At 60.3% G+C, this 12,245-nt stretch carries 10 protein-coding genes and 1 pseudogene; 5 read left to right on the forward strand and 6 right to left on the reverse strand.

Going from position 1 to position 12,245, the window contains the following annotated elements; genetic code table 11:
* Nucleotides 1–88 precede the first annotated feature (88 nt).
* Both EOS_RS46405 and EOS_RS23580 read right to left on the reverse strand, forming a co-directional pair.
* Nucleotides 89–244 (reverse strand): annotated as a pseudogene (locus EOS_RS46405) (MFS transporter); the annotation flags it as partial.
* Between the two features lie 27 nt (nt 245–271).
* Nucleotides 272–1,381, reverse strand: a complete 1,110-nt coding sequence (locus tag EOS_RS23580; protein WP_047849294.1) for an alkene reductase — start codon at nt 1,379–1,381, stop codon at nt 272–274.
* 146 nt (nt 1,382–1,527) lie between these two features.
* Here EOS_RS23580 and EOS_RS23585 point away from each other — a divergent pair, with 146 nt between their 5' ends.
* Nucleotides 1,528–2,412: a LysR substrate-binding domain-containing protein gene (locus EOS_RS23585; RefSeq protein ID WP_047849131.1), complete on the forward strand. Its 885-nt coding sequence runs from the start codon at nt 1,528–1,530 to the stop codon at nt 2,410–2,412.
* A 100-nt stretch (nt 2,413–2,512) separates the two neighbouring features.
* Here EOS_RS23585 and EOS_RS23590 read toward each other — a convergent pair whose 3' ends face one another.
* Nucleotides 2,513–3,907, reverse strand: a complete 1,395-nt coding sequence (locus EOS_RS23590) for a sensor histidine kinase (protein ID WP_047849132.1) — start codon at nt 3,905–3,907, stop codon at nt 2,513–2,515.
* Nucleotides 3,907–4,596, reverse strand: coding sequence for a response regulator (locus EOS_RS23595; RefSeq protein WP_047849133.1), 690 nt, complete (start codon nt 4,594–4,596; stop codon nt 3,907–3,909). The genes EOS_RS23590 and EOS_RS23595 overlap by 1 nt, the downstream gene beginning before the upstream one ends.
* A gap of 146 nt (nt 4,597–4,742) precedes the next feature.
* Between EOS_RS23595 and EOS_RS23600 the strand changes: the two genes are divergently transcribed.
* The 4 genes from EOS_RS23600 (at nt 4,743) to EOS_RS23615 (ending at nt 9,904) form a co-directional block, all read left to right on the forward strand.
* A complete protein-coding gene (locus tag EOS_RS23600; protein ID WP_047849134.1) occupies nt 4,743–5,843 on the forward strand; it encodes an ABC transporter substrate-binding protein in 1,101 nt (366 codons plus the stop codon).
* Nucleotides 5,844–5,918: 75 nt separating this feature from the next.
* Complete coding sequence (locus EOS_RS23605; protein ID WP_047849135.1) at nt 5,919–7,685, forward strand: ABC transporter permease; 1,767 nt, start codon at nt 5,919–5,921, stop codon at nt 7,683–7,685.
* Complete coding sequence (locus EOS_RS23610; RefSeq protein ID WP_047849136.1) at nt 7,678–8,745, forward strand: ABC transporter ATP-binding protein; 1,068 nt, start codon at nt 7,678–7,680, stop codon at nt 8,743–8,745. The genes EOS_RS23605 and EOS_RS23610 overlap by 8 nt, the downstream gene beginning before the upstream one ends.
* Before the next feature lie 91 nt (nt 8,746–8,836).
* Nucleotides 8,837–9,904: a porin gene (locus EOS_RS23615; RefSeq protein ID WP_047849137.1), complete on the forward strand. Its 1,068-nt coding sequence runs from the start codon at nt 8,837–8,839 to the stop codon at nt 9,902–9,904.
* 61 nt (nt 9,905–9,965) lie between these two features.
* Here EOS_RS23615 and EOS_RS23620 read toward each other — a convergent pair whose 3' ends face one another.
* Complete coding sequence (locus EOS_RS23620) at nt 9,966–11,306, reverse strand: APC family permease (protein WP_047849138.1); 1,341 nt, start codon at nt 11,304–11,306, stop codon at nt 9,966–9,968.
* Nucleotides 11,307–11,395: 89 nt separating this feature from the next.
* Nucleotides 11,396–12,241: a carbon-nitrogen hydrolase family protein gene (locus EOS_RS23625; protein WP_047849139.1), complete on the reverse strand. Its 846-nt coding sequence runs from the start codon at nt 12,239–12,241 to the stop codon at nt 11,396–11,398.
* Nucleotides 12,242–12,245: the final 4 nt, after the last annotated feature.

Consider the following 12,245-nt stretch of genomic DNA (forward strand, 5'->3'; position numbering starts at 1 on the left):
CGGTGGCGCGATCCAACTGGGTAAATTCGTGGTCGGACAAGGTGATCACGCCGGCAGCCAGGTTCTCTTGCAGATGCTTGATCCTGGCCAAAGCAAACACCGTCACCAACTGACCCGTAGCGACAATACTGGCATGCAGGTCGGCAGCCATGTCGGGCAGCAGGCCGGCGATCATGAAGCTTTCGGTGCCGGCTGCGAACGTGCCGAGCGCCAGCCAATACGGCGGTGCGAGGGAAATGGGCATGGTGGTGGAGTTCATCATGTGCTCCGCTTACGCTGCTACCGAGTCCTTGCGATAAAACGGATAGTCCGTATAGCCGACGTCGGTGCCGCCAAAGAAGGTGGGGCGGTCGTACGAATTCAAGGGCAGTTGGCGGCGCAGGCGTTCGGGCAGATCCGGATTGGCGATGAAGTCGCGACCGAATGCGACCAGATCGGCGTCGCCCGCCTGCACGATGGCTTCGGCTGTGTGACCCTTGAAGCCGCCAGCGGCGATGATGGCGCCCTTGTAGTGCTTGCGGATCAGTTGCGCGGCAACCGGGTTCTGATCCTTGCTGTCGTCATCGACGTTGCCGAGCACGCGAGGCTCGATCAGGTGCACGTAGGCCAGGTTCAATTTGGCCAGTTCCTGCGCCACGTAGGTGAAGAGGCCCTCCGGATTGCTGTCGGACATATCGCCCCAGGTACCGCTTGGGCCGAGGCGTACGGCCACGCGTTCGCCGCCCCAGACCGAGATGACGGCCTTGGTGGCATCGATCAGGAAGCGGGAACGGTTTTCGAACGAGCCGCCGTAGATGTCGGTGCGCTTGTTGCTGCCGTCCTGCAGGAACTGGTCAAACAGGTAGCCGTTGGCGGCGTGCAGTTCAACGCCGTCGAAGCCGGCCTGCTTGCCGCGGATGGCGGCAGTGCGGAAGCTCTCGACCAGATCGGCGATTTCGGGGATGCTCAGCGCGCGGCTCGGTGTGTTCGGGACCCAGCCCGCTTCGGTGTAGGCGACGCCGCCATGCGGCACGGCGGAAGGCGCCACCGGCTGGGCGCCGCTTGGTTGCAACTGGCTGTTGGACTGGCGCCCCGCGTGATAGAGCTGCAGGAAGACGCGGCCGCCCTTGGCGTGCACGGCATCCGTCACCAGCTTCCAGCCGTCAATCTGGCTGTCGTCGTACAGGCCGGGCGCGCCGAGGTAGCCGTTGCCGTTGGGTGCAGCGATGGTGGCTTCGCCGATCAGGAAGCCGCCTTCTGAGGTGCGTTGTGCGTAGTACTCGGCCATCAGCGGGCCGGGCTTGGCGCCTTCTTCGGCGCGCATGCGGGTGAGCGGTGCCAGCACCACGCGATGGGAAAATTCGTAGGGACCGACTTTGACGGGAGAGTGAAGTTTGGACATGGTTTCCTCAAGATTCAGTTGCTGATGAAGTTCGATCAACAGCGGGTTTTCGACCTTGAGGAGAGTGTACGAATCTAACGAGAGAAGAAAAATAGGCTAAGGTTCCGAATATATCGGACAAAAATGTCTTTAATCGGGATGCGGTGATGGATAGCCTCAGCGGTATTTCGATGTTCGTGCAGGTGGCGGAGACCCGCAGTTTTACCGAGGCGGGACGGTTGCTCGGCGTGTCGTCTTCGGCGGTCGGCAAAAGCATTGCGCGTACCGAGGATCGCCTGGGCGTGCGGCTTTTTCACCGCAGCACGCGCAGTATCACGCTGACGGCCGAAGGCACCTTGTTCCTCGAGCGGTGCCGGCGCATCCTGGGTGAGCTCGAAGCGGCGGAAGCCGAATTGTCCGATGCCGCCGGCAGTCCTCGCGGCAGATTGCGGATCAGCACGCCGCAACTGTCCGGGCTGATCATGCCGGCGCTGAACGGTTTCATGGCGCAATACCCGGAAATCGAGCTCGATGTCGATCTTTCCGATCGCATGGTGGATATTATCGAAGAGGGCTTCGATGCAGTCATTCGCACGGGCGAGCAGCATGACTCAAGGCTGGTATCGCGGCGCCTCGGTTCCTGCGGTCAGGTGCTGGTCGCCTCGACCGGCTATCTCAAGCAGCAGGGCGTTCCCACGCATCCTTCCGAACTCGTTCGGCACGCCTGTTTGCTGCATAAATTTCCCGCCACCGGCAAGCTGGAACGCTGGCCGTTCCAGCTTGCCGCATCGGAAGCGGAGCCGGAGCTGCCGCAAACCTTTGTCAGCAACACTATTGAAGTCCTGGGCTTTCTCGCGCTTCAAAACAAAGGCTTGGCCTTCCTGCCAACCTTCCTCGTGCGGGATGCACTGGCGAGCGGTGCGTTGCAGATCGTGCTGGATGACTTCATGGACCAGACCGTCACCTTCTGGATCCTGTGGCCGGCAAGCCGTTACGCCTCGCCCAAGCTGCGCGTTTTCATCGACTATGTCAGCAAGAATCTGCGAATCTAGATCGAGCAGGCTGTGGCAGCGAGTGCGGGCTCTGTGCCATCAATGCAGATGCTTTTCGATGAAAGCACTGCGGTTCCCGTTCAGCAGAAGCATCCTAAGCTCAGCCCACACTCCATGGAAATCGAACGCTAACCACAAGCCCGCCACCGGGCGCATCGCTAAGCGCAATCTGCGCGTGATGCACCCGCGCGATTTCACGCACGATTGCGAGCCCGAGTCCGCTGCCTTCCACGTATTGCTCAGTCTGGCTTCTATAGAAGCGCTCGAATACTGCGTCGCGTTCATGCGGCGCAATACCTGGTCCATTATCGATAACCTGCAGCAACGCGCCTTCTTCTATCCGTGCCACGCGGACAGTGATGACGGACCCGTCGCCGGCATAACGGATGGCGTTATCGACGAGATTGCCGCACAACTCCGCCAGCAATTCACGATTCCCCATTACCTCGACATCTGCCTCGTGCTCGAAACCGAGATCGATATTCTGTGCGCGCGCGACCGGCGACCAGTCGAGCGTCACGCTGCGCGCGAGCTTGTCGAGGCGCAGCGGCGCAAGCATGCCGACGTCGCTGCTGTCGTTATCCAGGCGCGACAGCGACAGCAGTTGCTGCACGCCTTTCGCTGCCTGTCTGACCGCGCCGTTAAGTCGCGTCAGATGCAAACGCGCGGGTTCGTTCAACGTCTCACGCAGCGCAAGTTCCGACTCCGCTTGAATGATGGCGAGTGGCGTCTTGAGCTGATGCGCGGCGTCGGTGAAAAAGCGCCGCCGCGATTCCTGCATGCGTCGTAATCGTCCGATGTACTGATTAATCGATTCGACCAGCGGCTCCACCTCGTTCGGCAGGCCAGCTTTATCAAGCGGCGCGGGGTCGTCTTCCGTGCGTGCCGCGACCTTGGCGGAGAGCTGATGCAGCGGTCGTAGCCCACGCCCGACACCCAGCCAGACGATAGCCAACGCCAGCACCACCAGCAAACATTCCTGCAGGAGCGAGCCGGTCAGGATCTGGCGTGCCAGAGCCTGACGCGGTTCGATAGTTTCGCCGACCATGATCCACACCACCCGCGTCTGGGCGCCCGGAACGTCGTGGACCGGCAGGCGCAACACGCCCATGCGCAACTCTTCGCCGCGAAAGGCCGCGTCGTAGAAACTCGTTTGATAGGACTCGGGCGTGGCGCGCGGCGGTGGCATCGGCAAGTCGGGATAACCCGTCACGGCACGGCCGCCTTCTTCGCGGATCAGGTAATAGATCTTGCCGCCCGCATTCGATTCGAATATTTCCAGCGCGAGATAAGGCAGATCCACTTCCACGCTGCCCTTGACCAGACGCGTGCCTTCACGGATCGACTTCAGCGAGTATTCAAGCGAGCGGTCGAAGGCCACGTGCGCGGCGCTCATCGCGCGCTGATACGTCAGCCACGCATCGAGCGCGAGCAGGGCAAGCAGCGGCAGCAGCAGCCAGAGCGCGACCTGGCGCCTTAAGTTCGGCTTCTGCATCAGGCGCCGGCCGCAGCGGGTTCCTGCTTCGCTTCAAGCAGATACCCGAGGCCACGCAGCGTGACGATCGCGACACCGCTGCGCTCGAGTTTCTTCCTTAGCCGGTACACGTAGATTTCGATCGCATCGGGATTCACGGATTCATCGATACCGAAGATCTTCTCCGAGAGCGTTTCCTTATTGATCGCGCGGCCATTGCGCAGGATCAGCACTTCCAGCACCGAGCGCTCGCGCGGCGTCAGCGCAAGCGACTCGCCGTCGAGGCGGAAGCTGTGGTCGACGCTGTCGTATTCCAGTGGCCCGCACGCAGTCTTCGTCTGCTCATGGCCGTGACTGCGCCGGATCAGCGCGCGGGCGCGCGCCTCGAGTTCGCTCAGTTCGAACGGCTTGGCGAGGTAGTCGTCGGCGCCGAGATCGAGGCCTTTCACCCGATCTTCCACCGACCCGTGCGCGGTCAGGATCATCACCGGCACCGAATTGCGGCGTTGGCGCAAACGTCGCAGCACTTCGAGCCCGTCGAGCTTCGGCAGTCCTAGATCGAGGATCACGAGCGCGTAGTCCTGCGTGCGCAGTACATGGTCGGCAGCCTCGCCGTCATGCATGCAATCGACGGTGAAGTGCGCTTGCGTGAGGGCGTCGGTCAGCGACTTGGCGAGGGTGGGATTGTCTTCGACGAGCAGTACACGCATAAGGGGAATCAGGGAAATCCATGAGGCGGAAACGGCGCTTAGCGGCTGTTTTCGACGAGAAATGAAAGCAGGCTGAAAGTGATCGTAACTTACTATTAGCCCACTCAAACATGACAAACATACAACAAGCAATTCTGGAGGAAGACATGAAAAATTTGAATCACAAGTGGCGTTTGCCGGCGGCCCTGGCGATGTTTTTCGCGATGCAGGCCGCGTATGCGCTGGTACCCGAGGGTTATCCCGGAGGTTATCAGTCGGTTATCGACGGGGCGAAGAAGGAAGGCAAGCTGCTGGTTTATTCGGTTACGGATACGGCGCTCGTGCGGCCGCTGATCAAGGATTTCGAGTCGTTGTACGGTATCAAGGTCGAATACAACGACATGAACAGTACCGAGCTCTACAACCGCTTCATCAGCGAGAATGCCGCGAACAGCACGAGCGCGGACGTGCTGTGGAGCTCGGCAATGGACCTGCAGGTCAAGCTCGTCAACGACGGCATGACGGCGAGCTATGAGTCCCCTGAAGCCTCGCACGTGCCGCAATGGGCGCAGTACCAGAAGCAGGCCTATGGCACGACCTACGAACCGCTCGCGATCGTCTACAACAAGCGCCTGGTCCCGGCGAACGAAGTGCCGCAGACGCGTGCCGAGCTGATCAAGCTGCTCACCATGCAGGCCGATAAATACAAGGGCAAGGTCACGACGTACGACATCGAAAAGTCAGGTGTCGGCTTCAACTACCTGACGCAGGATGTGCGCGTGAATCCACAGGTCACGTGGCAACTGGTTGAAGCGATGGGCGCGCTCAATCCGAAGCTGCAGTCGAGCACGGGCGCGATGATGGAGCGCATTTCATCCGGCGAAAATCTGATCGGCTACAACATTCTTGGTTCGTACGCATTTGCCAAGGCGAAGAAAGACCCGTCTATCGGATACGTCTATCCGAAGGATTACACGCAGGTGGTGAGCCGCCTTGTGACGATCTCGAAGAAGGCGAAGAACTCCAACGCGGCGAAGTTGTGGGTCGATTACTTGCTGTCCAAACGCGGCCAGACACTGCTGGCGAACCAGGCCAACCTGTTCTCCATTCGCGCTGACGTAGACGGCGAAACGTCGATGGCAGGCCTCACCAAGCAACTGGGCGACTCCCTCAAGCCGATTCCCATCGGCGCGGGTTTGCTGGTCTACCTCGATCAGTCCAAGCGCCTCGAATTCCTGAAGCAGTGGCAGCAGGCAATCAAACGCTAAGCCCGCAGTCCGCCTGAGCCGGCGGACCTTCCGACAACTTCTCGCATGCGCCGCACAAGGCGCAGGGAAACACACATGCTGACTCAAAGCACGAACGATGTGCCGGGCGTCCTGTCGACGAACGGCGCAGGCAAAGTGCCGACCCTGCCCGACGGCGGATGGCGCGGCCTGGGCGCGACCTTTCGCTGGATTGTGATCGCGGTGCTGACGGTGGCGGTGCTGCTGCCGCTGTCGTTTATCGTGATCCAGAGTTTTCTGAACGCCCCGTTCTTCGATGCCAACCGGACCTTCGGCATCGCGGGTTACCGGTTCATTTTCGAAGACCCTGACTTTTGGTTGGCGCTGAAGAACTCGTTCATCATCGCCGGCGGAATGCTGTTCATCTCGATCCCGCTCGGCGGCATCCTCGCGTTCCTGATGGTGCGCACGGACTTGCCCGGACGCCGCTGGCTCGAGCCGTTGCTGCTCACACCCGTCTTTGTCTCTCCGATGGTGCTCGCATTCGGTTACGTGGTCGCAGCGGGACCGGTCGGTTTCTATTCCGTGTGGTTCAAGCAGTTAACCGGTCTCGATAGCGCTCCATGGTCGATCTATTCGATCTTCGCGATCACGATCATCGTCGGCCTGACGCATGTGCCGCACGTGTATTTGTATTCGTCGGCGGCGTTGCGCAATCTGGGTTCGGACGTAGAGGAAGCAGCGCGTGTTGCCGGTGCAAAGCCGTTCCGCGTCGCTCTCGATGTCAGCCTGCCAATGACCATGCCCGCGCTTTTGTTCGCCGGCGTGCTGGTGTTCTTCCTCGGCTTCGAAGTGTTCGGCCTGCCGCTCGTGCTCGGCGATCCCGAAGGACATCTCGTACTCGCTACGTACCTCTACAAGCTAACCAACAAGCTGGGCGTGCCGTCGTATCATCTGATGGCGGCTGTGGCCATGTGCATCGTCGCGATTACTTTTCCGCTTGTTCTGCTGCAACGACGCCTGCTCAAGAGCGCCAGCAAGTTCGTTACGGTCAAGGGCAAGGCAGGGCGTCAGACCGTGCTGCCGCTCGGCGCGTGGCGCTGGATTGCGCTGGGTATCGTCGCGTTGTGGTTGTTCCTCACTGTGTTCGTGCCGCTCTCGGGCATCGTGCTGCGCGCGTTCGTGACGAACTGGGGCGAGGGCGTTGCGCTCTCGGAAGTGTTGACGCTTGCCAACTTCACCGATCTCTTCGAGCAGGACAACCTCGTCCGCGCCATTCTCAATACGCTTGGCATCGGCGTGATCGGCGGCGCGGTTGCCGTGGGTTTCTATTCGCTTGTCGCGTTCGCGGGGCATCGCCGTAACGACTGGGGCGCGAAGCTGCTCGACTATCTCGTGCTCCTGCCGCGCGCCGTGCCGGGTCTGCTCGCTGGTCTCGCGTTCCTGTGGATCTTCCTCTTCGTGCCCGGCATCAAGGAACTCAAGAACTCGATGTGGAGCATCTGGATCGCGTACACGGTCGTGTGGCTCGCGTACGGCATGCGCCTGATTCAAAGCGCGCTGCTGCAGGTCGGCCCCGAACTTGAAGAGGCCGGGCGCAGTGTCGGTGCAACCCGTTCGCGCGTGAGTCTCGATGTCACACTGCCGCTCGTACGTTTCGGATTGCTTGCCGCATGGCTGCTGATCTTCATGATCTTCGAGCGCGAATATTCGACGGCTGTTTATCTGCTGTCTCCCGGCACTGAAGTGATCGGCGCATTGCTCGTGTCGCTGTGGGCGACTGGCGCGGTCGACCAGGTAGCAGCGCTTTCTGTCATCAACATCGCGATGGTCGGCGCCGGGCTCGGCGTGGCATTGCGCTTCGGAGTGAAACTTCATGGATAAGCTGATCGTCGACAACCTGTTCCTGAGCTACGGCGCGAATCCGATTCTGAAGGGCGTGTCGTTTGAATTGAAGGCCGGCGAAGTGGTGTGTCTGCTTGGTGCATCGGGCAGCGGCAAGACCACGCTGCTACGCGCCGTGGCGGGTCTTGAGCAACCATCCGAAGGCCGCATCACGCTAGACAAGCAAGTCTTCTTCGATGGCGCGGCGAAGATCGATTGCCCGGTCGAGCAACGCTCGCTCGGTCTCGTGTTCCAGTCGTATGCACTGTGGCCGCATCGCACGGTAGCGGAGAACGTGGGCTATGGACTGAAGCTACGCAAGGTCTCGAACACGGAACGAAAGCGCCGCGTTCAAGCCGCACTCGATCAGCTCGGGCTCGGTCATCTAGCCGGACGTTTTCCATATCAGCTATCGGGAGGACAGCAGCAACGCGTGGCCATCGCGCGTGCGCTTGTCTATAACCCGCCGGTGATCCTGCTCGACGAACCGCTTTCCAACCTCGACGCCAAGTTGCGCGAAGAAGCGCGCGCGTGGCTGCGGGAACTGATTGTGTCGCTGGGACTGTCTGCCCTTTGCGTAACTCACGATCAGACCGAAGCGATGGCGATGTCCGACCGCATCCTGTTGTTGCGCAATGGACGCATTGAACAAGAGGGTACGCCTGCCGAGCTCTATGGCTCGCCACGCTCGCTCTATACGGCGGAATTCATGGGCAGCAACAATCGTATCGACGCAAAGGTGGTGTCGGTCAGCGGCACGCAAGTGGTGCTCGCTGGTGACGGCTTCGAGCTGCACGCCCACGCTCGCGAGACCCTGCAACCCGGACAGAACGCTCAAGCAGTGATCCGCCTCGAACGCGTACAGGTCGCCGACGGTCCCGGTCAAAACCGCTTGCAGGCGAATCTTGTCACGTCGATGTATCTCGGCGACCGCTGGGAATACCTCTTCCATTGCGGCGACTTGCGCTTTCGCGCATTCGGCCATACGCCGCGCGTTTCCGGAATGCACTGGGTCGAATTCCCGGCCAACGATTGCTGGGCGTTCGCACAAGCGAGCTAGCTCGCAACGCTGGACATTGCACGGCTTTTGAACTGCCGTACGAGACACGGTTCGCGCATCACAAACCACAACCACAAAACGGAGAAGACAGATGAAACGCAGCAGTATTGGAGCAGCATCCCTGGCGGTATTCGCCCTTAGCGGCGCGGTACACGCGCAGTCGAGCGTGACGCTCTACGGTATTGTCGATGCGGGCGTCGAATATGTGAATCATGCGAGTAACGGCGGCGGCGCGGCACGGCTGGTGTCGGGCGGTAAAAACACGTCACGCTTCGGCTTCAAGGGATCGGAAGATCTCGGTGGCGGATTGAAGGCTGTGTTCCAGTTGGAGAGCGGTATCAACATCGCGAACGGTCAGCTCGACGATGGTCCCAACGCATTGTTCGATCGCCGCGCAACGGTCGGCCTGAAGAGCAAGACGTGGGGACAGGTGATCCTTGGCCGCACGTTCACGACCACCTACGATTACATGCTGCCGTTCGACCCGATGGGTTACGCGCCGAATTATTCATGGGCCACAAGCGCGACCGCGACGGGCGGACGCAAGGACGGTCTGTTCTCACGCTCGGCGAACGCTGTGCGCTATGACGGTGAATTCAGCGGTTTGAAGTTTGGCGCGTTGTACGGTTTCGGTAACGTGCCGGGCAGCGTGAAGACGAGTTCGAAATACGATTTTGGCCTTGGCTACGAGCGCGGTGCGTTCGCTGCGGCCGCTACGTTCGATCGCCAGAATGGCGCCGCCGACAGCGTCACGCCTGCCGATTCCACGAAGTACATCCAGGGTATCCACGCGGGCGCAAGCTACGATTTTGGTGCGGCCAAGGTGATGGCGGGTTATCGGAATTATCGGCGGGCTTTTAACACAGCAGCTAAAGCGCTGCGCAGCGATATGTATTGGCTCGGCGGTTCGTACGAATTCACGCCGGCTATTTCGCTGATCGGTGCGGTCTATCACCAGGACATCAAGGACGCGAGCGACGCTGATCCGACTCTGTTCTCGGTGCGTGGCAACTATTCGTTATCGAAGCGTACGACGCTGTATGTGTCGGGTGGTTATGCGATGGCGAAGCATGATCAGAAGGTCAGCTTGTCGCGTGACCTGGTTGGCGCTGCCGATACGCAGGCTGGTGTTACGGCTGGGATCCAGCATCGCTTTTGAGGCAATGAGGCAAGCTTCAGACGCGCATGACTCGCGCGTCTGAATATGCTTTGGAACCGCTTTAAACCGCCACTTCCGGCGGCGGCTGACGGAACAGGCGCGTAATCCAGCACAGATACACGAGTCCGATCGCGAACCAGATCGCACCCAGTACAAGTGCCGTTTTTTCAAGGCTCACCAACAGCCAGATGTCCGCGACCGCGCCGATCAACGGAAATACCATACCGCCAATCACGCCGATTTTCTTGTCGCCATGATTGCCGGACAGATACAACCTCACCACGCAAAGATTGACGGCGGTGAACGCGAGGAACGCACCGAAGTTGATGAACGAGGTTGACGTCGCCACGTCGAGTTTCAACGCGATCAAGCCGACAACGCCTGCTATCGCGATGTTGATTGCCGGCGTCTTGAACTTCGGATGAATGAAACCAAAGAAGCGCTTCGGCAGGATTTCATCGCGACCCATGGCATACAGCAGACGCCCTACGCTAGCTTGCGCCGAGATGCCCGATGCGAACTGTGCAAGGATCAGGCCGGCGAGGAAGACGGTCACGAAGATATCGCCACCGATCATCTTGGCGACTTCGAACGCGGCTGAATCGGTGTCCTTGAATTCTACGCCCGGGTGCGCAAGCTGCATTGTATAAGCGGCCAAAACGAAAATCGCGCCGCCGATCAAGGCGATCCACAAGATCGCGCGCGGCATGTTTTTCTTCGGATCGATGGTTTCTTCGGTGAGAGTGGAAACCGCATCGAAGCCAAGGTACGAATACGCGGCGATCGCGGCACCGGCCATGGTCGAAGCGAACGGCACATGTGATTTGAAGAACGGCTCCGCCAACGCGATACCGCCGGGCCCCGCTGCAGCCGATGCATAGTGCCAGCACAGCGCGACAAACAAACCGACAATAGCCAGTTGCACCACCATCAACACAATGTTGAAGCGTGCAGCCAGTTCGATCCCGACAATATTCAGCGCACTCGTCAATACGATGAACGCGACGATCCAGATCCACGTGGGCACGGTCGGGAACGCAGCATTGAGATAAGCCGCGCCGATCAGCCAGATCACCATGGGCAGGAAGAAATAATCGAGCAGCGTAGCCCAGCCGACCAGGAAGCCGAGATGCGGATTGAAGGTCTTGCGCGTGTAGGTATAAGCGGAGCCGGCAACTGGATAAAGCCGCGCAAGCTTGCCATAGCTCAGCGCGGTGAAGGCGATAGCGACGAGGGCGAGCAGGTAGGCGAGGGCGGCGGTGTCGTCGCTTGCCTTGGCGAGCACGCCATAGGTGCCGTACACGATCAACGGCGCCATATAAGCGAGGCCGAACAACAGTACAGATGGCAAGCCGAGTGTGCGTTTCAGATGCGACTGCGCGGCTACGGACGAGTCTTGCATGATATCTCCGGGACTTTCGACAGGCGTGGGCGGGCGCGTCCGGAGTGCGGGCTCCGGACGATTCATGTGCTACGGAACTGCAGAAAACTTCAGTCGATACGGCGACGTGGCTCGTCGATCACGAGCGCGCGTGATCCGTTTGCGTTGTCAACCGGTGTGAGGCCGAGCGGCACGCGTGCGTCGTTCAGATAGCGATAATGCTCGCGGCTCGCTTCGAGCCACTTCAAGTCGATATGCGCACTCAGCTGCGTTTCTTCCGAGCCGGCCGCGGTGACGACTTCACCGAAGGGATCAACGAGCGCGGATTCGCCAGGGAACGTGAGGTTGTCATCGCCCGATCCGCAGCGGTTCACCATCAACGCGAACATCTGATTCTCCATGGCGCGCGCCATGATTGCCCGCCGATGCACCGGGCCGAACGGATCCATGTTGCCGTTGGTGACGATCACCAGGTCGGCGTCGAGTGCGGCGATCGCGCGTGCGGTCTCGGGGAACTCGATGTCGTAGCAGATCAGCAGCCCGACCGTGAGGCCGTTCCACCGGCAGGTTTCGAAGCGGTCGCCGGGTGTGAACACGCCTACATCCGACGCCCACAGGTGCGTCTTCCGGTAGCGCAATGCGATCTCGCCTTTGTCATCTATCAGTACGGTCGTGTTATAGAACCGCGCGCCCTCGCGTTCGGCCAGGCCCACCGCAACCGATACTCCGGTGCGTCGTGCGGCGTCGCGCACGGTGGTTAGCGCGGGGCCATCCATCGACTGCGCCACGTCTGCGATGTTGTCGCGGGTCGGGAAACCGGACAGCGTTGCTTCGGGGAACACAACCAGCTTCGTGCCTCCCGCGACATCGGCGTGGCCGATTGTTTCGATAACCTTATGTGTGTTGTGCTCGATGTCGCCATCTACCAGCGCGAGTTGTGCAAGTTCTGCCTGCATTTAA

This window comes from Caballeronia mineralivorans PML1(12), from assembly GCF_001028175.1.
Classification (GTDB): domain Bacteria; phylum Pseudomonadota; class Gammaproteobacteria; order Burkholderiales; family Burkholderiaceae; genus Caballeronia; species Caballeronia mineralivorans.